This window comes from Pseudomonas borbori, from assembly GCF_900115555.1.
Taxonomy (GTDB): domain Bacteria; phylum Pseudomonadota; class Gammaproteobacteria; order Pseudomonadales; family Pseudomonadaceae; genus Aquipseudomonas; species Aquipseudomonas borbori.
The window spans coordinates 14,852-36,824 of sequence record NZ_FOWX01000035.1 but is presented as its reverse complement, the minus strand read 5'-3'; the positions used below and the strand labels follow the sequence as shown (position 1 = coordinate 36,824).

The 21,973-nt window shown below is 60.1% G+C and carries 22 protein-coding genes; 19 read left to right on the top strand and 3 right to left on the bottom strand.

Going from position 1 to position 21,973, the window contains the following annotated elements:
• Positions 1 to 2: 2 nt before the first annotated feature.
• Genes recF through dnaA form a run of 3 tightly spaced genes read right to left on the bottom strand, consistent with a single transcriptional unit; the run spans position 3 to position 3,704 of the window.
• The gene (gene recF / locus BM315_RS20400; RefSeq protein ID WP_090504894.1) at positions 3 to 1,106 is read right to left on the bottom strand and encodes a DNA replication/repair protein RecF; all 1,104 of its coding nucleotides are present in this window, start codon (positions 1,104 to 1,106) and stop codon (positions 3 to 5) included.
• 7 nt (positions 1,107 to 1,113) lie between these two features.
• Entirely contained in the window at positions 1,114 to 2,217 is a 1,104-nt protein-coding gene (gene dnaN, locus BM315_RS20395) for a DNA polymerase III subunit beta (protein WP_090504891.1), read from the bottom strand.
• A gap of 32 nt (positions 2,218 to 2,249) precedes the next feature.
• On the bottom strand, positions 2,250 to 3,704 hold the full coding sequence (gene dnaA / locus BM315_RS20390; RefSeq protein WP_090504888.1) for a chromosomal replication initiator protein DnaA: 1,455 nt from the start codon (positions 3,702 to 3,704) through the stop codon (positions 2,250 to 2,252).
• A gap of 523 nt (positions 3,705 to 4,227) precedes the next feature.
• On the opposite strand from dnaA, the gene rpmH reads away from it, so the two are divergent.
• The 19 genes from rpmH (at position 4,228) to glmU (ending at position 21,940) form a co-directional block, all read left to right on the top strand.
• Positions 4,228 to 4,362: a 50S ribosomal protein L34 gene (gene rpmH, locus BM315_RS20385; protein ID WP_002551315.1), complete on the top strand. Its 135-nt coding sequence runs from the start codon at positions 4,228 to 4,230 to the stop codon at positions 4,360 to 4,362.
• A 14-nt stretch (positions 4,363 to 4,376) separates the two neighbouring features.
• Complete coding sequence (rnpA, locus tag BM315_RS20380; RefSeq protein ID WP_170862271.1) at positions 4,377 to 4,778, top strand: ribonuclease P protein component; 402 nt, start codon at positions 4,377 to 4,379, stop codon at positions 4,776 to 4,778.
• The gene (gene yidD / locus BM315_RS20375; RefSeq protein WP_090504882.1) at positions 4,771 to 5,016 is read left to right on the top strand and encodes a membrane protein insertion efficiency factor YidD; all 246 of its coding nucleotides are present in this window, start codon (positions 4,771 to 4,773) and stop codon (positions 5,014 to 5,016) included. The genes rnpA and yidD overlap by 8 nt, the downstream gene beginning before the upstream one ends.
• 2 nt (positions 5,017 to 5,018) lie before the next feature.
• Complete coding sequence (gene yidC, locus BM315_RS20370) at positions 5,019 to 6,761, top strand: membrane protein insertase YidC (protein ID WP_090504879.1); 1,743 nt, start codon at positions 5,019 to 5,021, stop codon at positions 6,759 to 6,761.
• Positions 6,762 to 6,847: 86 nt separating this feature from the next.
• Positions 6,848 to 8,215, top strand: coding sequence for a tRNA uridine-5-carboxymethylaminomethyl(34) synthesis GTPase MnmE (gene mnmE / locus BM315_RS20365; protein WP_090504876.1), 1,368 nt, complete (start codon positions 6,848 to 6,850; stop codon positions 8,213 to 8,215).
• Positions 8,216 to 8,956: 741 nt separating this feature from the next.
• On the top strand, positions 8,957 to 10,849 hold the full coding sequence (mnmG, locus tag BM315_RS20360; RefSeq protein ID WP_090504873.1) for a tRNA uridine-5-carboxymethylaminomethyl(34) synthesis enzyme MnmG: 1,893 nt from the start codon (positions 8,957 to 8,959) through the stop codon (positions 10,847 to 10,849).
• The gene (gene rsmG, locus BM315_RS20355) at positions 10,849 to 11,496 is read left to right on the top strand and encodes a 16S rRNA (guanine(527)-N(7))-methyltransferase RsmG (protein WP_090504870.1); all 648 of its coding nucleotides are present in this window, start codon (positions 10,849 to 10,851) and stop codon (positions 11,494 to 11,496) included. The genes mnmG and rsmG overlap by 1 nt, the downstream gene beginning before the upstream one ends.
• A 12-nt stretch (positions 11,497 to 11,508) precedes the next feature.
• Positions 11,509 to 12,297 carry a ParA family protein gene (locus BM315_RS20350; RefSeq protein WP_090504867.1) on the top strand — a complete coding sequence of 263 codons (789 nt, stop codon included), beginning with the start codon at positions 11,509 to 11,511 and terminating at the stop codon, positions 12,295 to 12,297.
• A gap of 10 nt (positions 12,298 to 12,307) precedes the next feature.
• On the top strand, positions 12,308 to 13,180 hold the full coding sequence (locus BM315_RS20345) for a ParB/RepB/Spo0J family partition protein (protein ID WP_090504865.1): 873 nt from the start codon (positions 12,308 to 12,310) through the stop codon (positions 13,178 to 13,180).
• Positions 13,181 to 13,328: 148 nt separating this feature from the next.
• Complete coding sequence (locus tag BM315_RS20340) at positions 13,329 to 13,736, top strand: F0F1 ATP synthase subunit I (protein WP_090504862.1); 408 nt, start codon at positions 13,329 to 13,331, stop codon at positions 13,734 to 13,736.
• A gap of 16 nt (positions 13,737 to 13,752) precedes the next feature.
• Positions 13,753 to 14,622 carry a F0F1 ATP synthase subunit A gene (atpB, locus tag BM315_RS20335; RefSeq protein ID WP_090504859.1) on the top strand — a complete coding sequence of 290 codons (870 nt, stop codon included), beginning with the start codon at positions 13,753 to 13,755 and terminating at the stop codon, positions 14,620 to 14,622.
• 165 nt (positions 14,623 to 14,787) lie between these two features.
• The gene (gene atpE, locus BM315_RS20330) at positions 14,788 to 15,045 is read left to right on the top strand and encodes a F0F1 ATP synthase subunit C (protein ID WP_003097235.1); all 258 of its coding nucleotides are present in this window, start codon (positions 14,788 to 14,790) and stop codon (positions 15,043 to 15,045) included.
• Positions 15,046 to 15,102: 57 nt separating this feature from the next.
• Positions 15,103 to 15,573, top strand: coding sequence for a F0F1 ATP synthase subunit B (locus BM315_RS20325; RefSeq protein ID WP_090504856.1), 471 nt, complete (start codon positions 15,103 to 15,105; stop codon positions 15,571 to 15,573).
• Between the two features lie 14 nt (positions 15,574 to 15,587).
• Complete coding sequence (locus BM315_RS20320; RefSeq protein ID WP_090504853.1) at positions 15,588 to 16,124, top strand: F0F1 ATP synthase subunit delta; 537 nt, start codon at positions 15,588 to 15,590, stop codon at positions 16,122 to 16,124.
• Between the two features lie 21 nt (positions 16,125 to 16,145).
• Entirely contained in the window at positions 16,146 to 17,690 is a 1,545-nt protein-coding gene (gene atpA / locus BM315_RS20315; protein ID WP_090504849.1) for a F0F1 ATP synthase subunit alpha, read from the top strand.
• A gap of 50 nt (positions 17,691 to 17,740) precedes the next feature.
• Complete coding sequence (gene atpG / locus BM315_RS20310) at positions 17,741 to 18,601, top strand: F0F1 ATP synthase subunit gamma (protein ID WP_090504847.1); 861 nt, start codon at positions 17,741 to 17,743, stop codon at positions 18,599 to 18,601.
• Between the two features lie 30 nt (positions 18,602 to 18,631).
• The gene (gene atpD, locus BM315_RS20305) at positions 18,632 to 20,008 is read left to right on the top strand and encodes a F0F1 ATP synthase subunit beta (RefSeq protein ID WP_090504845.1); all 1,377 of its coding nucleotides are present in this window, start codon (positions 18,632 to 18,634) and stop codon (positions 20,006 to 20,008) included.
• A gap of 42 nt (positions 20,009 to 20,050) precedes the next feature.
• On the top strand, positions 20,051 to 20,479 hold the full coding sequence (locus BM315_RS20300; RefSeq protein WP_090504842.1) for a F0F1 ATP synthase subunit epsilon: 429 nt from the start codon (positions 20,051 to 20,053) through the stop codon (positions 20,477 to 20,479).
• A gap of 96 nt (positions 20,480 to 20,575) precedes the next feature.
• Entirely contained in the window at positions 20,576 to 21,940 is a 1,365-nt protein-coding gene (glmU, locus tag BM315_RS20295) for a bifunctional UDP-N-acetylglucosamine diphosphorylase/glucosamine-1-phosphate N-acetyltransferase GlmU (protein ID WP_090504839.1), read from the top strand.
• The last annotated feature ends 33 nt before the right edge of the window (positions 21,941 to 21,973 follow it).

The window sequence follows — 21,973 nt, the reverse complement described above, 5'->3', positions numbered from 1 at the left end:
CTTCACTCCCGGTGGTCGTGGGTCTGGGTGATACGGCCATGTTCCACGTGGAACATGGCAACGGGCGTATCCGTGCGCCAGCCTTCCCTCAACAATTCATGGTCTACACAGGTGACGAACACCTGGCAGTACAAGTCTTCCAACAAGCGGCACAAGGCGCGACGGTGCTGTTCATCCAGTTCTGACGGCAAGTCATCCACCAGATAAATGCATTGCCCGCGCTTGGCCTGATTAACTAAATGGCCCTGGGCAATACGCAGGGCACAAATGACCAACTTCTGCTGACCCCGCGACAATATTTCTGCAGCACTATGGGCTGCCAGACGCAATCTGAGATCCGCCCGCTGTGGGCCTGCCTGGGTATGGCCAATCTGCTGATCGCGGTACAGGGAAGTGGCCAGCACTTCGTTCAGCTCGCGCTCCTTGTCCCAGCCGCGGTAATAACTGAGGGTCAAACCTTCCAGCTCCAACAGTTCGCTCAACGTGCGTTCGAACACGGGTTTCAAGGCCTGGATATAGGCTCTGCGGTAACCATCGATTTCGTCGCTGGCGAGGCACAACTCACGGTCCCAGGCCGCCTGCGAAGCGGCGTCAAGTGTACCATGCCGCAGCCACGAGTTCCGCTGCCGCAGGGCCTTCTGCAGGCGCTGCCAGGCCGGCATAAAGCGAGGTTCCACGTGGAACACTCCCCAGTCGAGAAACTGCCGACGAACCTTGGGCGCGCCTTCCAACAAGCGGAAACTGTCCGGGTTGATCAATTGCAGTGGCAGGGCCTCGGCCAACTGGGCAGCACTGCGCGCATTCTGCCCATCGATGCGAATCTGCAACTCGCCCTGACGGTCACGGGAAATGCCCAGACTGCTTTGCCGACCATCGGCCAGCCGAACTTCGCCGAAAACCGTACAGGCCAGCTGCTCATACTGAATCATCGGCAGTAGCCGTGTGCTGCGAAAAGAGCGGGCCAAGCCGAGCAAGTGGACGGCTTCCAGCAAACTGGTTTTGCCGCTGCCATTGGCGCCGTAAAGGATATTGATACGCGGGGAGGGGGAGAGGGTCACCGGGTGCAGATTGCGCACCGCGGTGACCATGACGCGGGTGAGGGACATTTAGCGGTTACAGACGCATGGGCATAACGACATAGGCGGAATCGTCGTTATCGGCCTCCTGTACCAGAGCACTGCTATTGGAGTCGGACAGGATCAGACGCACCTGTTCAGCCGTCATCACGCCCAGGACATCGAGCAGGTAACTGACGTTGAAACCGATCTCCAACTGGCTGCCGTTGTAGTCCACGGCGATCTCTTCTTCGGCTTCTTCCTGCTCCGGGTTGTTGGCCTGAATTTTCAGCAGGCCGCTAGCCAGCTGCAAACGGATACCACGGTACTTTTCGTTGGAGAGAATGGCCGTGCGGCTGAACGCCTCGCGCAGCCCCTGACGATCGGCCACCACCAGCTTGTCGCCACCGCGCGGCAGCACGCGCTCGTAATCCGGGAACTTGCCGTCGACCAGTTTGGAGGTGAAGGTGAATTCACCGGTGGTCGCACGAATATGATGCTGACCCAGGACTATGCTGACGTCGGCATCCTGCTCGGTCAGCAGACGCGCCAACTCGAGAATGCCCTTACGCGGCACTATCACCTGGTGTCGTTCGGTTTGTTCGATCTCGGCCGCCATCGAACACATGGCCAGACGGTGGCCGTCGGTAGCGACTGCCCGCAGCACGCCGGTCTGTACTTCCAGCAGCATGCCATTGAGGTAGTAGCGCACGTCTTGTTGCGCCATGGCGAAACTGGTGCGCTCGATCAGGCGACGCAGCCTGCTTTGGCTCAGGCTCAGGATCAACGAGCCCGGGCCTTCTTCGACGGTGGGGAAGTCGTTGGCCGGCAGGGTCGACAGGGAGAAGCGACTGCGTCCGGCCTTGACCAGCAACTTCTGATCGTCGATGCGGATGTCGATCAACGCATCATTGGGCAAGCTTTTGCAGATATCCATCAGCTTGCGCGCCGGCACAGTGATCTCACCCGGTTCTGCCGGTTCGTCCAGGCTTACCCGCCCCACCAGCTCGACTTCGAGATCGGTACCGGTCAGCGACAGCTGCTGGCCTTCGACCACCAGCAGCACATTGGACAGCACCGGCAAGGTCTGGCGGCGTTCCACGACGCCGGCGACCAGTTGCAGCGGTTTCAACAAGGCTTCGCGTTGAATAGTGAAATGCATGGTCTAGTCCCTTGCCTAGTGGAGTGGCGTATTCAAGTGGTCAACGTACGCAGCAGATTCTTGTAATCCTCGCGGATGTCCGCGTCGGATTCCTTAAGTTCAGCAATCTTACGGCAAGCATGCAATACCGTGGTGTGATCGCGGCCGCCGAAGGCATCGCCAATTTCCGGCAGGCTGTGATTGGTCAGTTCCTTCGACAACGCCATCGCCACTTGCCGCGGTCGTGCCACCGAACGTGAGCGGCGCTTGGAGAGCAGGTCGGATATCTTGATCTTGTAGTACTCGGCGACCGTGCGCTGGATATTGTCGATGCTGACCAGCTTGTCCTGCAGCGCCAACAGATCCTTCAGCGATTCACGGATCAACTCGATGGTGATGTCGCGGCCCATGAAGTGCGAATGGGCAATCACCCGCTTGAGCGCACCTTCCAGCTCGCGCACGTTGGAACGGATGCGCTGGGCGATGAAGAATGCCGCGTCGTGGGGCAGATCGACTTTGGCCTGATCGGCCTTCTTCATCAGGATCGCCACCCGGGTTTCCAGCTCGGGCGGTTCGACCGCCACCGTCAGACCCCAACCGAAGCGCGACTTCAGGCGCTCTTCCAGGCCTTCGATTTCCTTGGGGTAACGGTCGCTGGTCAGAATCACCTGCTGGCCGCCCTCGAGCAGGGCGTTGAAGGTGTGAAAGAACTCCTCCTGGGAGCGTTCTTTCTTGGCGAAAAACTGGATGTCGTCGATCAGCAAGGCATCCACCGAACGGTAGAAGCGCTTGAACTCGTTGATCGCATTCAACTGCAACGCCTTGACCATGTCGGCAACGAAGCGTTCCGAATGCAGATAGACGACCTTGGCATTGGGATTCTTCTGCAGCAGGTGATTGCCCACCGCATGCATCAGGTGAGTCTTGCCCAGGCCCACGCCGCCATAGAGGAACAGCGGGTTGTAACCATGCTTGGGATTGTCCGCCACCTGCCAGGCCGCAGCACGGGCCAATTGGTTGGACTTGCCCTCGACGAAATTGTCGAAGGTGAAGGTACGGTTCAGGTAGCTGGTGTGCTTGAGCCCACCTTCCACCTGAACCGTGCGCTCAGTGCGCGCAGGAGCGGCCTGACTGGCAGCCCCTGCCATGGGATCAAAACTCGAACGCGACGGCTCTGGCTGGGCCGGTGCGGCATTTGGCGCTGGCGCAGGCGTGCTGGTCACGGCTGGCGCTGGTGCGGCAGCCACTCGAGGCGCGCCGCTGCGTTTGCTGCCTATTAATAAGGACAATGCCGGCACCATGCCGTTGGTGCGTTCGGCGAGCAATTCCAGCAGACGCGTCAGGTACTTTTCATTGACCCAGTCGAGCACGAAACGATTCGGCGCATAGACGCGAAGCTCATCGCCTGCGGCTTCGACCTGCAGCGGGCGGATCCAAGTATTGAATTGCTGGGCAGGCAGTTCATCGCGCAGAAGTTCTACGCACTGCTGCCAAAGTTCAACGGACACGGATAACCCCTAAATAGGAAAGCAGCGAGGCAAAAAACAGCCGCCATTGTAGCTGTCAAAGACCGAGTTATCCACACGTAAAGGCCTCCATGGCAACATTCCGGCTACTCTCGATGAGTCCTGGCCACCAGCCGCACCGAAGCACTCAACCCTGTGGATAACGACACCTGAGCCCAGCGGATAAGCCTGGGTACAAGTGGTGCACGAACCCTGCTGTGGATAACATCGCATTCCATCCCCAGCTTATCCGCGCTGTTCACACAGTCGCAGCACCGCTTCCTGACAGACTTACCCTGCCGTGAAAGCCTCAGGAATACTGGGCTGGAAGCACTTATACACAGAAAAGACCTGTGCTAAGAGTTACTAACATTACAGAAAAGCTTTAAATATTTTCTTCTCTATATTCTTTATTAACGAATAATGCTGGTTGGAAATTGACCTGACCCTCGTGATTCTCTAGAATCGCCGGTCTCTTAAAACGGGGGCCATTCCGGCCCGTAGTCGACCATCCAGGTAACACGCCATGAAACGCACTTTCCAACCCAGCACTATCAAACGCGCTCGCACCCACGGTTTCCGTGCTCGTATGGCCACCAAGAACGGCCGTGCTGTCCTGTCGCGTCGCCGCGCCAAGGGCCGTAAGCGTCTCGCCGTCTAAATTTCGGTATTGTGGTGAGTCGAGACTTCAGTCGGGAAAAGCGTCTGCTAACCCCCCGGCAATTCAAGGCAGTCTTCGACTCCCCTAGCGGCAAAGTTCCGGGCAAAAATGTCCTGCTGCTGGCGCGCAACAACGAGCTCGATCACCCCCGTCTGGGTTTGGTGATCGGCAAGAAGAGCGTCAAGCTCTCGGTTGAGCGCAATCGCCTGAAACGCCAGATCCGCGAATCGTTCCGCCTCAACCAGGACAACCTGGTCGGTTGGGACATCGTAGTGGTGGCGCGTAAAGGCCTGGGCGACCTGCAGAATGCCGAACTGGCTCACCAGTTCGGCAAGCTCTGGAAACGCCTGGCACGCAACAAGCCAAGCCCGGAAACTTCTACCCCTATCGGGATAAACGACAGTCCCCATGCGTAAACTGGCCTTGGTTCCAATCCAGTTCTACCGCTATGCCATCAGTCCTCTGATGGCCAGCCACTGTCGTTTTTATCCAAGCTGCTCCTGCTACGCCCATGAAGCCGTCGAACAACATGGCCTCATGCGTGGTGGCTGGCTGGCCTTGCGCCGGCTCGGCCGCTGTCACCCGTGGAATCCCGGTGGCTACGACCCGGTTCCCCCCGCGAAACCCTCTCGTTCCTCTTCGATGGCCGAATAATCATGGATATTCAACGCTCGATCCTGATCGTCGCCCTGGCAATCGTGTCCTATATGATGGTTCTCCAGTGGAACCAGGACTACGGTCAAGCTGCCCTGCCGACTCAGACTGCAGCAGTCAGCAGTACAGTTCCAGGCTTGCCGGACACCTCGGCCAACGCCGTTAACAGCGACGATATCCCGACCGCAGCTCCTGCCGCCGATTCAGGCTCTATCAGCGTTGCCCCAGTGGCCGTCAGTGACCAGCTTATTCGAGTGAAAACCGACGTCCTGGATCTGGCCATCGATCCCCGTGGCGGTGATGTGGTGGAACTGCGCTTGCCGCAGTACCCGCGTCGGCAAGACCGTCCGGATGTGCCCTTCCAGCTGTTCGATAACGGCAGCGAGCGCACCTATCTGGCGCAAAGCGGTCTGATCGGCAGCAATGCACCGGACAAATCCAGTGGCCGTGCGCTGTGGAGCAGCGACAAGCAGAGTTATGAGTTGGCTGAAGGCCAGGACCAATTGCAGGTCGACCTCAAGCTCAGCGAAGACGGCATCAATTACATCAAGCGCTTCACCTTCAAGCGCGGCCTGAATCCCGAGTGTTCGGCCAAGCAACAGCAGCTGAAAAAGCCCGGTTGCGTGGACCCGGCGTCTTACCAGATGACCGTCAGCTACCTGATCGACAACCAGAGTGGCAAGGCGTGGAGCGGCAACATGTTCGCTCAGCTCAAACGCGATGGCAGTGATGATCCTTCCTCGACCACTGCCACTGGCACCGCGACCTACCTGGGCGGCGCGCTCTGGACCGCCGAAGAGCCGTACAAAAAGGTGTCGATGAAAGATATCGACAAGCAAGCGTTCAAAGAAACCGTTGAAGGAGGCTGGGTTGCCTGGCTGCAGCACTATTTCGTCACTGCCTGGATTCCTGAAAAAGACAGCACCAACCAGGTCCAGACCCGCAAAGATAGCCAAGGCAATTACATTGTCGGCTTTACCGGCCAGGCCGTTCAGGTTGCTCCCGGCGGTCAAGGCGAAATCAGTGCCATTCTGTATGCCGGCCCGAAACTTCAGGGTCACCTGAAGACCCTGTCTCCCGGCCTGGAGTTGACCGTCGACTATGGCATTCTGTGGTTCCTCGCCCAGCCGATCTTCTGGTTGCTGGAACATATCCACAGCATCCTGGGTAACTGGGGTTGGTCGATCATCGTCCTGACCGTCATCATCAAACTGATCTTCTTCCCGCTCTCCGCCGCCAGCTACAAGTCGATGGCGCGCATGCGTGCCGTAGCGCCGAAACTGGCTGCGCTGAAAGAGCAGTTCGGTGACGATCGGCAGAAGATGTCCCAGGGCATGATGGAGCTGTACAAGAAAGAGAAGATCAACCCCCTGGGTGGCTGCCTGCCGATCCTGGTCCAGATGCCGGTGTTCCTCGCGCTCTACTGGACCCTGCTGGAAAGCGTGGAGATGCGCCAGGCTCCCTGGATGTTCTGGATTACCGACCTGGCGATCAAGGATCCGTTCTTCATCCTGCCGATCATCATGGGCGCCACCATGTTCATCCAGCAGCAGCTCAACCCGACGCCGCCGGATCCGATGCAGGCCAAGGTGCTGAAGCTGATGCCGATCATCTTCACCTTCTTTTTCCTCTGGTTCCCGGCCGGCCTGGTGCTGTACTGGGTAGTCAACAACGTCTTGTCGATCGCCCAGCAGTGGTACATTACCCGCAAGATCGAAGCGGCGACCAAGGCGGCTGCGGCCTGATCAGCCGGAGCATCTAAGCTCTAGCAAGCCGTTACCCAAGACGCCCCCATCGTGGGGCGTCTTGCTATCCAGCGTTTGGAGTCAGCATGTCAGCAGTCCGTGAAACCATTGCCGCCGTCGCTACCGCCCAGGGTCGTGGTGGTGTCGGCATCGTACGGGTTTCCGGCCCCCTGGCCGGGCAACTGGCTCTGGCAATTTGCCAGCGCCAACTGCAACCCCGTTACGCCCATTACGGCCCCTTCTTCGCCGATGCCGACCAGGTACTGGATGAGGGCTTGGCCCTGTACTTCCCCGGCCCCAACTCCTTTACCGGTGAAGACGTGCTGGAACTGCAAGGCCACGGCGGTCCGGTGGTGCTCGATTTGCTCCTGCGCCGCTGCCTGCAACTCGGCGCACGCCAGGCCCGCCCCGGCGAGTTCAGCGAACGCGCGTTTCTCAACGACAAACTCGACCTGGCCCAGGCCGAAGCCATTGCCGACCTGATCGAGGCCAGCTCGGCCCAGGCGGCGCGCAATGCCCTGCGCTCGCTGCAAGGCGAATTCTCGCGGCGCGTACACGGCCTGACCGAACGTTTGATCAGCCTGCGCATCTACGTCGAGGCGGCCATCGACTTCCCCGAAGAAGAAATCGACTTCCTCGCCGATGGCCACGTGCTCGGCCTGCTCGAGGGCGTGCGCAGCGACCTGACCGGCGTGTTGCGCGAAGCCGGACAAGGCGCACTGCTGCGCGATGGCATGACGGTGGTGATCGCCGGTCGGCCGAATGCCGGCAAATCCAGTTTGCTCAATGCCCTGGCCGGTCGCGAAGCCGCTATCGTCACCGAAATCGCCGGGACCACCCGCGACGTGCTGCGTGAACATATCCACATCGACGGCATGCCGCTGCATGTGGTGGATACCGCCGGCTTGCGCGCGACCGAGGATCAGGTGGAAAAAATCGGCGTCGAACGCGCGTTGCAAGCCATTGGCGAAGCCGATCGCATACTGCTGGTGGTCGACGCCACCGCGCCCGAAGCCGACGACCCCTTCTCGCTCTGGCCGGAGTTTCTCGATCAACGGCCAGCTCCGGCCAAGGTCACCCTGATCCGCAACAAGGCGGACCTGTCGGGCGAAGCCATTGCCCTGGAGGTCGGCAGCGACGGTCATGTGACCATCAGCCTTTCGGCCAGATCCAGCGAGGGACTGGATCTGCTGCGCGAACACCTGAAAGCCTGCATGGGCTACGAACAGACTGCCGAGAGCAGCTTCAGCGCCCGCAGGCGGCATCTGGAGGCATTGCGCCTGGCCGCCAGCCATCTCGACCACGGCCACGCCCAACTGACCCTGGCCGGGGCCGGTGAGCTGCTCGCCGAAGACCTGCGCCTGGCGCAACAGTCTCTGGGTGAAATCACCGGGGCGTTCAGCTCCGATGACCTGCTCGGACGGATCTTTTCCAGCTTCTGTATCGGCAAGTAGGTCGCCGCGAGACTGTCTCGAGTGGCACGGTCCCCCTTCGTAGCCCGGATGCAATCCGGGAGCAGCAAGTAGATGGGTCGGGCCGCGTAGGTTGAGCGCAGCGATACCCATCGCTGCCAAGCCGTGTTTCGACAAGCCGTCCCTGGAGCAGGCCGTAATCCTTCATATCCCTGATGGGTTACGGCGCATCCGCCCTCCTGCCTAATCCAGTATTTCCTTCCTGCGCCTAACCCATCCTACGCAGCGTTTTTTCCTGAAATCCCTGTTTATGCCATTCGGGCATGCATCCGTCTGGGCGAAATGTGCACGACAGCCCACTTATTTGCGCGTCTAAGCCCTGTGGAAAACCGCCCCTGAGCCCGGTCCATAACCCGGTGACAAAACTGAAGATAAACACCACTGTGGATAACCATCACTTTCGTCCACAGGCTGTCTACGGCTAGCGAACAGGCTGACGGCAGGATCAACACAGCCTTTTGAATCGCTGCAAGCTGCGTGAGCTTTGGGCTGTAGCCATCTATCCACAGAAATGCGCTGCATACTTAATAAACATAAAAACAAAGATCTATATAAATTCATTCTTTTATTCTTTATTAACCGCCAGCTCCGAGAAGGCCGAGGCGGGCTGGCTATTTTTTGTGCAAAAGGCTTCTTTCACCGGGGCTAAATCCCTATACTTGCCGGCTTTCCAGCTTTTCAAAGCCAAAAGCCCCTTATTTCTCAACAGGCACGAGGTGCGTGGTGGATTTCCCTTCCCGTTTTCAGGTGATCGTGATCGGCGGTGGTCATGCCGGCACCGAAGCTGCTTTGGCAGCGGCACGCATGGGGGTAAAAACCCTGCTGCTGACCCACAACGTGGAAACCCTTGGCCAGATGAGCTGCAATCCGGCCATCGGCGGGATCGGCAAAAGCCACCTGGTCAAGGAAATCGATGCCCTGGGTGGCGCCATGGCCACCGCCACCGACAAGGGCGGTATCCAGTTCCGCGTGCTCAACAGCCGCAAGGGCCCAGCCGTACGCGCCACCCGTGCCCAGGCTGATCGGGTGCTGTACAAGGCAGCCATTCGCGAAACCCTGGAAAACCAGGCCAACCTGTGGATATTTCAGCAGGCCGCCGATGACCTGATCGTCGAGCACGATGAAGTCAAAGGCGTGGTCACCCAGATGGGCCTGCGCCTGTTCGCCGATGCCGTGGTATTGACCACCGGCACCTTCCTCGGCGGACTTATCCACATCGGCATGCAGAACTATTCCGGTGGCCGTGCCGGCGATCCGCCGTCGATCGCCCTGGCCCAGCGCCTTCGCGAACTGCCGCTGCGGGTTGGCCGCCTGAAGACCGGCACCCCGCCGCGGATCGATGGCCGTTCGGTGGATTTCTCGGTGATGACCGAGCAACCGGGCGATACGCCGACTCCGCTGATGTCCTTTCTCGGGCGCGCCGAGCAGCAGCCGCGGCAGATCAGTTGCTGGATCACCCACACCAATGCCCGTACCCACGAGATCATCGCCGCCAACCTCGACCGTTCGCCGATGTACTCCGGGGTGATCGAAGGCGTCGGACCGCGTTACTGCCCGTCGATCGAAGACAAGATCCACCGTTTTGCCGACAAGGACAGCCATCAGGTGTTTATCGAGCCGGAAGGCCTGACCACCCATGAGCTCTATCCCAACGGTATTTCCACCTCGCTGCCGTTCGACGTGCAGTTGCAGGTTGTGCGCTCCATTCGCGGCATGGAAAACGCCCACATCGTGCGGCCGGGCTACGCCATCGAGTACGACTACTTCGATCCGCGCGATTTGAAATACAGCCTGGAAACCAAGGTCATCGGCGGACTGTTCTTCGCCGGCCAGATCAACGGCACCACCGGCTATGAAGAAGCCGGCGCCCAGGGTCTGCTCGCCGGCGCCAATGCGGCGTTGCGCGCACAGGGCAAGGACAGTTGGTGCCCGCGCCGCGACGAGGCCTATATCGGCGTGCTGGTCGACGACCTGATCACCCTGGGCACCCAGGAGCCTTACCGCATGTTCACCTCGCGGGCCGAATACCGGTTGATCCTGCGCGAAGACAACGCCGACCTGCGCCTGACCGAAAAAGGCCGCGAGCTGGGCCTGGTCGATGACCTGCGCTGGGCCGCCTTCGCGACCAAGCGTGAGGCCATCGCCCTGGAAGAACAGCGCCTGAAAAGCACCTGGGTGCGGCCCGGCACGCCCCAGGGCGAGGCGATTGCCGCGCGCTTCGGCACGCCGCTGACCCACGAGTACAACCTGCTCAACCTGTTGTCGCGCCCGGAGATCGATTACCTCGGCCTGGTCGAACTGACCGGCGCGGGTGCCGAAGATCCGCAAGTCGCCGAGCAGGTCGAGATCAAGACCAAGTACGCCGGCTACATCGATCGCCAGCAGGATGAAATCGCCCGCCTGCGCGCCAGCGAAGACACCCAATTGCCCGCAGACATCGACTACAGCGGGATTTCCGGCCTGTCCAAGGAGATCCAGCACAAGCTCGGCAATGCCCGTCCGCAGACCCTTGGCCAGGCTTCGCGGATTCCGGGGGTCACCCCGGCGGCGATTTCCCTGCTGCTGATCCACCTGAAAAAACGCGGCGCCGGTCGCCAGCTGGAGCAAAGCGCCTGATGTCTGTGGTAACCAGCAAGCACGCCGAAGAACTGGCGCAAGGCGCCCTCGAGCTGGGCGTCGAGGTATCACCCAAGCAACAAGAGCAGCTACTGGCCTACCTGGCGCTGCTGATCAAGTGGAACAAGGCCTACAACCTCACCGCGGTGCGTGATCCCGACGAAATGGTCTCGCGCCACCTGCTCGACAGCCTGAGTGTGCAGCCCTTCGTCCTCGATGCTGGGGATAACTGGCTGGACGTCGGCAGTGGCGGCGGCATGCCGGGCATTCCCCTGGCCATCCTGTTCCCCGAGCGGCGCTTCACCCTGCTCGACTCCAACGGCAAGAAGACTCGCTTCCTGACTCAGGTGAAGCTGGAACTGAAACTGGCCAATCTGGAAGTTATCCACAGCCGGGTCGAAGCCTTCACGCCGCCGCAGCCATTCAGCGGCATCGTCTCCCGTGCGTTCAGCAGCCTGGAAGATTTTGCCAACTGGACCCGCCATCTCGGCGATGGCCAGAGCCAATGGCTGGCCATGAAAGGCGTGCATCCGGACGACGAACTGCAAGCCCTGCCGGCCGACTTCCGCCTGGCAGCCACCCATGTGCTCAAGGTTCCCGGTTGCCAAGGTCAGCGCCATCTGCTGATACTGCGTCGCTCGGTCTAGGGGGAAGGCAACATGGCTAAAGTATTCGCAATCGCCAACCAGAAAGGCGGCGTGGGCAAGACCACCACCTGCATCAATCTGGCCGCCTCACTGGTTGCGACCAAGCGCCGGGTACTGCTGATCGACCTCGATCCACAGGGCAACGCGACCATGGGCAGCGGTGTGGATAAGCATGCCCTGGAGCATTCGATCTACGACGTGCTGATCGGCGAATGCAATCTGGTCGAGGCCATGCAGTATGCCGAGCACGGCGGTTACCAGCTGCTGCCGGCCAACCGCGACCTGACGGCCGCGGAAGTCAGTTTGCTGGAAATGAAAATGAAGGAAAGTCGCCTGCGTAACGCCCTGGCGCCGATCCGCGAGAATTACGACTACATCCTCATCGACTGCCCGCCGGCGCTGTCGATGCTCACGGTCAATGCCCTGGTGGCCGCCGATGGGGTGATCATCCCCATGCAGTGCGAGTATTTCGCCCTGGAAGGCTTGAGCGACCTGATCAACAGCATCCAGCGCATCGCCCAGATGCTCAATCCTGCGCTGAAGATCGAAGGCCTGCTGCGGACCATGTACGACCCGCGCATCAGCCTGACCAACGATGTTTCGGCGCAGCTCAAGGAACATTTCCCCGATACGCTGTACCAAACCGTGATCCCGCGCAACGTGCGCCTGGCCGAGGCCCCCAGCTACGGCATGCCGGCGCTGGTCTACGACAAGCAATCGCGTGGCGCGATCGCCTACCTGGCCTTGGCTGGCGAACTGGTTCGCCGCCAGCGCGCCAGTGCCCACACCGCAACCGCATAAGGAATTCCGCATGGCCGCCAAGAAACGAGGGCTGGGACGAGGCTTGGACGCCCTGCTGGGTGGCACCACCGTCACTGCTCTGCAGGAAGAAGCCGCCCAGGCCGATAGCCGCGAGCTGCACTACGTGCCACTGGATCTGATCCAGCGCGGCAAGTACCAACCGCGGCGCGACATGGACGCCACTGCACTGGACGAACTGGCTCAGTCGATCAAGGCCCAGGGGGTGTTGCAGCCGATCGTGCTGCGGCCGATTGGCCAGGGTCGTTACGAGATCGTGGCCGGCGAGCGGCGCTGGCGTGCCTGTCAGCAGGCGGGCCTGGAGAAGATCCCGGCGATGGTGCGCGAACTGCCCGACGAGGCGGCGATCGCCATGGCGCTGATCGAGAACATCCAGCGCGAAGACCTCAACCCGATCGACGAAGCCGTGGCCCTGCAGCGGCTGCAGCAGGAATTCCAGCTGACCCAGCAACAGGTGGCCGAGGCCGTGGGCAAATCCCGCGTGACCATCAGCAACCTGCTGCGCCTGATCGGCCTGCCGGACGAGATCAAGACCCTGCTGTCCCATGGCGATCTCGAGATGGGCCATGCCCGTGCCCTGCTCGGTCTGCCGGCGGAACAACAGGTCGAAGGGGCGCGACACGTTGTCGCATGTGGGCTGACCGTGCGCCAGACCGAAGCCCTGGTACGCCAGTGGCTGAACGGCAAACCCAAGGTCGCAGCAGCGGTCAAAAGCGACCCGGACATCAGTCGCCTGGAACAGCGCCTGGCCGAGCGCCTGGGCTCTCCGGTGCAGATCAAGCACGGGCAAAAGGGCAAAGGCCAACTGGTGATTCGCTACAGTTCGCTGGATGAATTGCAGGGCGTACTGGCCCACATCCGCTGAAACAATTGGCCATGTAGCGGGGGCAGGTAAATCACTACCTGACAGTTGAACCGGGGGGCTTACCCCCCTATACTCTGCGCGCTTTTGTCGGCACGAAATATGCCAAGTCGTTGATTTTGAGGCGGCCGACGCCGTAAGGACTGTGACGATGGATGTTCGCACGCCAAACCGCCTGCCCTTTCATCGTTTAGCGGTGTTTCCGGTCTTGCTGACCCAGCTGGCTGTACTACTGTTAGCGGCTGCGGTGCTGTACGCCACACGGGGAGCAGTAAGTGGTTATTCGGGGTTGTGTGGCGGGCTGATTGCCTGGTTGCCGAACCTGTACTTTGCCCACAAGGCGTTCCGATTCAGTGGAGCGCGGGCCGCCCAAGCGATAGTCCGGTCTTTTTATGCCGGTGAAGCGGGCAAACTGATTTTCACGGCAGTGCTGTTTGCACTGACGTTTACAGGCGTGAAGCCATTGGATGCGCTGGCGGTATTCGGTGTATTCCTGCTGACCCAACTGGTCAACTGGTTCGCCCCCCTGTTGATAAGTAAAAGACTTTCGAGACCTTAAGGCGTTTGAGGCAACCATGGCAGAACAAACCGCTTCGGGCTATATCCAGCACCACCTGCAGAATCTGACTTACGGGCAGCTGCCTAACGGTGACTGGGGCTTCGCCCACACTGCACAAGAAGCAAAGGAAATGGGCTTTTGGGCCTTCCACGTCGATACCCTCGGCTGGTCGGTTGCGCTAGGTCTGATCTTCGTATTGCTTTTCCGCATGGCTGCAAAGAAGGCAACTTCCGGGCAGCCGGGTGCTTTGCAGAACTTTGTTGAAGTGCTGATCGGCTTCGTCGATGGCAGCGTGAAAGACAGCTTCCATGGCCGTAGCCCGGTGATTGCACCACTGGCGCTGACTATTTTCGTCTGGGTGTTTCTGATGAACGCCATCGACTTGATTCCGGTCGATTGGATTCCCCAGCTGGCCATGGTGGCTTCGGGTAACGAGCACGTGTTCTTCCGTGCCGTATCCACCACTGATCCAAATGCTACCTTGGGCATGGCGCTGTCGGTGTTCGCGCTGATCATTTTCTACAGCATCAAGGTCAAAGGTATCGGCGGTTTCATTGGCGAGCTGACTCTCCACCCGTTTGGTAGCAAGAACCTATTCGTGCAGGCGCTGCTGATCCCGGTCAACTTCCTGCTTGAATTCGTCACTCTGATCGCCAAACCGATTTCCCTGGCGCTGCGTCTGTTCGGCAACATGTACGCTGGCGAGCTGGTGTTCATTCTGATTGCAGTGATGTTCGGCAGTGGCTTGCTCTGGCTGAGTGCCTTGGGTGTGGTGCTGCAGTGGGCGTGGGCGGTGTTCCACATCCTGATCATCACCTTGCAAGCGTTCATCTTCATGATGCTGACCATCGTCTACCTGTCGATGGCGCACGAAGACAACCACTAAGCGCGCTGCGCGCAGCCTGATGCCCTTTCCCGGCGGGGAAAAGGCAGTCAAGGGTGCGCTCTGCTCGAGGTGGACGCCCGCAAGGGCAACACAGGCAATGATTTAGCTTTACCGCTTTACCTTAGAAAACCTTAAACCAATACGACATAAAAGTCGGGAGGAAAGATGGAAACTGTAGTTGGTCTGACCGCGATCGCTGTAGCACTGCTGATTGGCCTGGGTGCCCTGGGTACCGCCATTGGTTTCGGCCTGCTGGGCGGCAAGTTCCTGGAAGGCGCTGCGCGTCAACCGGAAATGGTTCCGATGCTGCAAGTTAAAATGTTCATCGTCGCCGGTCTGCTCGACGCCGTGACCATGATCGGCGTTGGTATCGCACTGTTCTTCACCTTCGCGAACCCCTTCGTTGGTCAAATTGCAGGCTAATCACTCGAGTATTCGAGTGGATTGGTTTGACGGACAACGAACGAGCGAGGTGTTGGCGTGAACATTAATGCAACCCTGATTGGCCAGTCCGTTGCCTTCTTCATCTTCGTGCTGTTCTGCATGAAGTTCGTATGGCCTCCGGTCATTACGGCTTTGCAGGATCGTCAAAAGAAGATTGCAGATGGACTGGACGCTGCCAGCCGTGCGGCTCGTGACCTGGAGTTGGCCCATGAAAAAGTGGCTCAACAACTGCGCGACGCCAAAGGCCAAGCAGCCGAAATCATTGAGCAAGCCAAGAAACGTGGAACCCAGATCGTCGACGAAGCCCGTGAACAGGCCCGTGTCGAAGCTGACCGCGTGAAGGCTCAGGCTCAGGCCGAGATCGAACAGGAACTGAACAGCGTCAAAGACGCCTTGCGTGCCCAAGTGGGTAGCCTGGCCGTTAGCGGTGCCGCGAAGATCCTGGGCGCATCCATCGACCAAAACGCGCATGCGGAGCTGGTTTCCAAACTGGCAGCCGAAATTTAAGCGAGGGCGCGATCATGGCAGAACTGACCACGCTGGCCCGACCTTACGCCAAGGCTGCTTTCGAGTATGCCCAGGCCCACCAGCAACTGGCCTCCTGGTCAGCCATGCTTGGCCTGGCCGCTGAGGTGTCGCAAGACGACACCATCCAGCGCATGCTCACGGCTCCGCGTCTGACGAGTACAGATAAGTCCACCACCTTCAACGAGGTGTGTGGTGACAAGTTCGACGCCCAGGTACGCAATTTCATCCATATCGTCGCCGAAAACGATCGTCTGGCCCTGTTGCCGGAGATCGCCGACCTGTTCGAGTTGTATAAAGCCGAACAGGAAAAATCGGTGGATGTGGATGTCACCAGTGCCTTCGCATTGAGCGATGAACAGCAAGACAAACTCGCCAAGGTTCTCAGTGCACGGCTCGGCCGGGAAGTGCGCCTGCACGCTACGGAGGATGCCAGCCTGATAGGTGGTGTCGTAATCCGCGCCGGCGACCTGGTTATCGATGGCTCAGTTCGCGGCAAGATCGCGAAGCTGGCCGAAGCATTGAATTCTTGAGTTTGAAGGGGCAGCAGAGCTATGCAGCAACTCAATCCTTCCGAAATAAGTGAAATCATCAAGGGGCGTATCGAGAAACTCGATGTCGCCTCTCAAGCCCGTAACGAAGGCACGGTCGTCAGCGTATCCGACGGTATCGTGCGCATTCACGGTCTCGCCGACGTCATGTACGGCGAAATGATCGAGTTCCCGGGCAGCGTTTACGGTATGGCGATGAACCTCGAGCGCGACTCTGTCGGCGCCGTGGTTCTCGGTGCCTATCAGTCCCTGGCTGAAGGCATGAGCGCCAAGTGCACCGGTCGCATCCTCGAAGTGCCGGTAGGTCCGGAACTGCTGGGTCGCGTGGTCGATGCCCTGGGTAACCCGGTCGACGGTAAAGGCCCACTGAACAACGTCGCCAGCGACGCGGTTGAGAAGGTTGCACCGGGCGTGATCTGGCGTAAGTCGGTCGACCAACCGGTGCAAACCGGTTACAAGGCCGTCGATGCCATGATCCCGGTTGGCCGTGGCCAGCGCGAGCTGATCATCGGTGACCGTCAGATCGGTAAAACCGCTCTGGCCATCGACGCCATCATCAACCAGAAGAACAGCGGCATTAAGTGCGTCTACGTGGCAATCGGTCAGAAGCAATCGACCATCGCCAACGTGGTGCGCAAGCTGGAAGAAAACGGCGCCCTGGCTAACACCATCATCGTTGCCGCTTCCGCTTCCGAATCCGCTGCGCTGCAGTTCATCGCACCCTACTCCGGTTGCACCATGGGCGAGTACTTCCGCGACCGCGGCGAAGACGCGCTGATCGTGTATGACGATCTGTCCAAGCAAGCAGTGGCTTACCGCCAGATTTCCCTGCTGCTGCGTCGTCCGCCAGGCCGTGAAGCCTACCCGGGCGACGTGTTCTATCTCCACAGCCGTCTGCTGGAACGCGCCTCGCGCGTGTCCGAAGAGTACGTGGAGAAGTTCACCAATGGCGCAGTCACCGGTAAAACCGGTTCCCTGACCGCCCTGCCGATCATCGAAACCCAGGCTGGCGACGTTTCCGCGTTCGTTCCGACCAACGTGATCTCGATCACCGACGGTCAGATCTTCCTGGAATCGGCCATGTTCAACTCCGGCATCCGTCCGGCAGTGAACGCCGGTGTCTCGGTGTCCCGCGTAGGTGGTGCCGCTCAGACCAAGATCATCAAGAAGCTTTCCGGTGGTATCCGTACCGCTCTGGCTCAGTACCGTGAACTGGCGGCTTTCGCCCAGTTCGCCTCTGATCTGGACGAAGCCACCCGCAAGCAGCTTGAGCATGGTCAGCGCGTTACCGAGCTGATGAAGCAGAAGCAATACGCGCCGATGTCCATCGCCGATATGTCGCTGTCCCTGTACTCGGCCGAGCGCGGCTACCTGCAGGACATCGAAATCGTCAAAATCGGCAGCTTCGAACAAGCTCTGATTGCTTACTTCAACCGCGATCACGCCGACTTGATGGCGAAGATCAACGTGAAGGGTGACTTCAATGACGAAATCGACGCGGCCCTGAAAGCCGGTATCGAGAAGTTCAAGGCCACCCAAACCTGGTAAGCCGCAGCGGAGGTCTTATGACCTCCGCCTGCTAACCCGATAGGTGTCAAATGGCAGGCGCAAAAGAGATTCGCAGCAAGATTGCGAGCATCAAAAGCACGCAAAAGATCACCAGCGCCATGGAAAAGGTGGCTGTCAGCAAGATGCGCAAGGCTCAAATGCGCATGTCTGCCAGCCGTCCTTACGCGGAGCGCATCCGCCAGGTGATTGGTCATCTGGCCAACGCCAACCCGGAATACCGTCACCCGTTCATGATCGAGCGTGAAGTCAAGCGCGTCGGTTATGTGGTGGTGAGTTCGGATCGTGGTCTGTGTGGTGGTCTCAATACCAACCTGTTCAAGGCTCTGGTCAAGGACATGGCGAGCAATCGCGAGCAAGGCGTAGAGATCGACCTCTGCGTGATTGGTGGCAAGGGTGCGGCATTCTTCCGCAGCTTTGGCGGCAATGTCGTTGCTGCGATCAGCCACCTGGGCGAGGAACCGTCGATCAACGATCTGATCGGTAGCGTCAAGGTCATGCTCGATGCCTACCTCAATGGCCGCATCGACCGTTTGTCCGTGGTCTCGAACAAGTTCGTCAACACCATGACGCAACAGCCGGCAGTGGAACAGTTGATTCCCCTGGTCGCCGATTCGGATCAAAAGCTCAAGCATCACTGGGACTATCTCTATGAACCCGATGCCAAGGAGCTGCTGGACGGCTTGATGGTGCGCTACGTGGAGTCGCAGGTGTACCAGGCGGTGGTCGAGAACAACGCGGCTGAACAAGCGGCGCGGATGATCGCGATGAAGAACGCTACCGACAACGCCGGTGACCTGATCAGCGATTTGCAGCTGATCTACAACAAGGCGCGTCAGGCGGCGATCACCCAAGAGATCTCGGAAATCGTTGGCGGCGCTGCCGCGGTCTGATACCGGTTCATATATTCAGAGGATCCAGCTATGAGTAGCGGACGTATCGTACAAATCATCGGCGCCGTGATCGACGTGGAATTCCCACGCGATCAGGTTCCGAGCATCTACGACGCCTTGAAGGTTCAAGGCGCCGAAACCACCCTGGAAGTTCAGCAGCAGCTGGGCGACGGCGTGGTGCGTACCATTGCGATGGGCTCGACCGAAGGCTTGAAGCGCGGTCTGGACGTCAACAACACTGGCGCAGCCATCTCCGTCCCCGTCGGTAAAGCGACCCTGGGCCGGATCATGGACGTACTGGGCAACCCGATCGACGAAGCCGGTCCGATCGGCGAAGAAGAGCGTTGGGGCATTCACCGTCCTGCGCCGTCTTTCGCTGAACAGGCAGGCGGCAACGACCTGCTGGAAACCGGGATCAAGGTTATCGACCTGATCTGCCCGTTCGCCAAGGGCGGTAAAGTCGGTCTGTTCGGTGGTGCCGGTGTCGGCAAGACCGTAAACATGATGGAACTGATCCGTAACATCGCCATCGAGCACAGCGGTTATTCCGTGTTCGCCGGTGTGGGCGAGCGTACTCGTGAGGGTAACGACTTCTACCACGAGATGAAGGATTCCAACGTTCTCGACAAGGTAGCCCTGGTCTACGGTCAGATGAACGAGCCGCCAGGCAACCGTCTGCGCGTGGCACTGACCGGCCTGACCATGGCCGAGAAGTTCCGCGACGAAGGTAACGACGTTCTGCTGTTCGTCGACAACATCTACCGCTACACCCTGGCCGGTACCGAAGTATCCGCACTGCTGGGGCGTATGCCTTCCGCAGTGGGTTACCAGCCGACCCTGGCCGAAGAGATGGGTATCCTGCAGGAGCGTATTACCTCCACCAAGCAGGGTTCGATCACCTCGATCCAGGCGGTATACGTACCAGCGGACGACTTGACCGACCCGAGCCCGGCGACCACCTTCGCCCACTTGGACGCAACAGTCGTACTGTCCCGTGACATCGCTTCCCTGGGTATCTATCCGGCGGTCGACCCGCTCGACTCCACTTCGCGTCAGCTCGACCCGAACGTGATCGGTCAGGAGCACTACGACACCGCTCGCGGCGTTCAGTACGTACTGCAGCGTTACAAGGAACTGAAGGACATCATCGCGATCCTCGGTATGGACGAACTGTCCGAAGCGGATAAGCAGTTGGTATCCCGCGCCCGTAAGATCCAGCGCTTCCTGTCGCAGCCGTTCTTCGTGGCCGAGGTCTTCACCGGCTCGCCAGGCAAGTACGTCTCCCTGAAGGACACCATCGCTGGTTTCAGCGGTATCCTCAAAGGTGATTACGATCACCTGCCGGAGCAGGCGTTCTACATGGTCGGCGGCATCGAAGAAGCCATCGAGAAAGCGAAGAAACTGTAATCACCCGTGCGTCCGGAGACGGGCGCTTTTGTGAGGCTAGATATGGCTATGACAGTCCATTGCGACATCGTCAGCGCAGAAGGCGAGATCTTCTCCGGTCTGGTCGAGATGGTGATTGCGCACGGCAACCTGGGTGATCTTGGCATCGCTCTGGGTCACGCGCCGCTGATCACCGACCTCAAGCCGGGCCCGATTCGTCTGGTCATGCCGGGTGGCGAAGCCGAGGTGTATTACATCTCCGGTGGCTTTCTTGAAGTGCAGCCGAACATGGTCAAGGTTCTTGCCGATACCGTGCAGCGCGCTGCCGACCTCGACGAAGCCTCTGCTCAGGAAGCCGTCAAGGCTGCCGAGAAGGCCCTGCATGAAAAAGGCGCCGAGTTCGACTACGGTTCCGCCGCCGCTCGCCTGGCCGAGGCCGCAGCTCAACTGCGCACCGTCCAGCAGCTGCGCAAGAAGTTCGGCGGTAGCTGATACCAGGCTGGTCGTTGCACTTCATCGCAAGTCAGTAAAAGGGTAGCCTTGGCTACCCTTTTTCTTTGTCCGCATTTTCTGGATCAGTACCTGCCTATGTCTCTCGATATCGTCATCCTCGCCGCCGGCCAGGGCACCCGCATGCGTTCCGCCCTGCCGAAAGTCCTCCACCCGATCGCCGGTCAATCCATGCTTGGCCACGTCATCGACCGCGCCCGGCAGCTGTCGCCTGCCGGCATCCATGTGGTGATCGGGCATGGCGCGGACCTGGTGCGCGAGCGACTGGCCGCCGATGACCTGAACTTCGTCCTGCAGAGTGAGCAACTGGGCACCGGCCATGCCGTGGCTCAGGCCCTGCCGGCGCTGACGGCCGAGCGCGTGCTGATCCTCTACGGCGATGTGCCGCTGATCGAGGCCGCCACCCTCGAGCGCTTGCTGGAGCAGGTCGCTGACGAACAGCTTGGGCTCTTGACCGTCGATCTCATCGACCCGACCGGCTACGGCCGCATCGTCCGCGATGCCAACGGCGTGGTGAAGGCCATCGTCGAACACAAGGACGCCACCCCCGAGCAGCGGCAGATCTGCGAAGGCAATACCGGCATTCTCGCCGTCCCCGGCAAGCGTCTGGGCGACTGGCTGGGGCGGCTGTCCAACAGCAATGCCCAGGGCGAGTACTACCTCACCGACGTGATCGCCATGGCCGTGGCCGACGGCTTGGTGGTGGCCACCGAACAGCCGCTGGATGCCATGGAAGTGCAGGGCGCCAACGACCGCATGCAGCTGGCCGAGCTGGAGCGCCATTACCAGCAGCGCGCCGCGCGCAGCCTGATGGTCCAGGGCGTGACCCTGCGCGACCCGGCGCGTTTCGACCTGCGCGGCGAGGTGACGGTGGGCCGCGACGTGCTGATCGACATCAACGTGATCCTCGAGGGCCGGGTGGTCATCGAAGACGGTGTGCAGATCGGCCCGAACTGCGTGATCAAGGACAGCACCCTGCGCCAGGGCGCCGTGGTCAAGGCCAACAGCCATCTGGACGGCGCCGAACTGGGCGCGGGCAGCGACTGCGGCCCCTTCGCCCGCCTGCGGCCCGGCAGCGTGCTCGGTGCCAAGGCGCATGTCGGCAACTTCGTCGAACTGAAGAACGCCGTACTCGGCGAAGGCGCCAAGGCCGGGCACCTGAGCTACTTGGGCGATGCCGAGATCGGCGCTCGAACCAATATCGGCGCCGGCAGCATCACCTGCAACTACGACGGCGCCAACAAGTTCAAGACCGTGCTCGGCGAAGACGTGTTCATCGGCTCCAACAGCGCCCTGGTGGCGCCGGTGACCCTGGGCGACGGCGCCACCACCGGCGCCGGTTCGGTGGTGACCAGCGATGTGCCGGCCAACACCCTGGCGGTCGGCCGCGCCAAGCAGCGCAACGTCGACGGCTGGAAGAGGCCGACCAAGATCAAGAAATAAGGTCGTAGGATGGGTTGAGCGCAGCGATACCCA

Bases quoted from the DNA above. Each gene is read 5' to 3' on its own strand.
- rpmH (WP_002551315.1), top strand. From the start codon at position 4,228: ATGAAACGCACTTTCCAACCCAGCACTATCAAACGCGCTCGCACCCAC.
- yidD (WP_090504882.1), top strand. From the start codon at position 4,771: ATGCGTAAACTGGCCTTGGTTCCAATCCAGTTCTACCGCTATGCCATC.
- BM315_RS20340 (WP_090504862.1), top strand. From the start codon at position 13,329: ATGGATGTTCGCACGCCAAACCGCCTGCCCTTTCATCGTTTAGCGGTG.
- rsmG (WP_090504870.1), top strand. From the start codon at position 10,849: ATGTCTGTGGTAACCAGCAAGCACGCCGAAGAACTGGCGCAAGGCGCC.
- dnaN (WP_090504891.1), bottom strand. From the start codon at position 2,217: ATGCATTTCACTATTCAACGCGAAGCCTTGTTGAAACCGCTGCAACTG.
- BM315_RS20320 (WP_090504853.1), top strand. From the start codon at position 15,588: ATGGCAGAACTGACCACGCTGGCCCGACCTTACGCCAAGGCTGCTTTC.
- atpG (WP_090504847.1), top strand. From the start codon at position 17,741: ATGGCAGGCGCAAAAGAGATTCGCAGCAAGATTGCGAGCATCAAAAGC.
- yidC (WP_090504879.1), top strand. From the start codon at position 5,019: ATGGATATTCAACGCTCGATCCTGATCGTCGCCCTGGCAATCGTGTCC.
- mnmE (WP_090504876.1), top strand. From the start codon at position 6,848: ATGTCAGCAGTCCGTGAAACCATTGCCGCCGTCGCTACCGCCCAGGGT.
- BM315_RS20350 (WP_090504867.1), top strand. From the start codon at position 11,509: ATGGCTAAAGTATTCGCAATCGCCAACCAGAAAGGCGGCGTGGGCAAG.
- BM315_RS20345 (WP_090504865.1), top strand. From the start codon at position 12,308: ATGGCCGCCAAGAAACGAGGGCTGGGACGAGGCTTGGACGCCCTGCTG.
- atpD (WP_090504845.1), top strand. From the start codon at position 18,632: ATGAGTAGCGGACGTATCGTACAAATCATCGGCGCCGTGATCGACGTG.
- BM315_RS20300 (WP_090504842.1), top strand. From the start codon at position 20,051: ATGGCTATGACAGTCCATTGCGACATCGTCAGCGCAGAAGGCGAGATC.
- glmU (WP_090504839.1), top strand. From the start codon at position 20,576: ATGTCTCTCGATATCGTCATCCTCGCCGCCGGCCAGGGCACCCGCATG.
- recF (WP_090504894.1), bottom strand. From the start codon at position 1,106: ATGTCCCTCACCCGCGTCATGGTCACCGCGGTGCGCAATCTGCACCCG.
- atpE (WP_003097235.1), top strand. From the start codon at position 14,788: ATGGAAACTGTAGTTGGTCTGACCGCGATCGCTGTAGCACTGCTGATT.
- atpA (WP_090504849.1), top strand. From the start codon at position 16,146: ATGCAGCAACTCAATCCTTCCGAAATAAGTGAAATCATCAAGGGGCGT.
- atpB (WP_090504859.1), top strand. From the start codon at position 13,753: ATGGCAGAACAAACCGCTTCGGGCTATATCCAGCACCACCTGCAGAAT.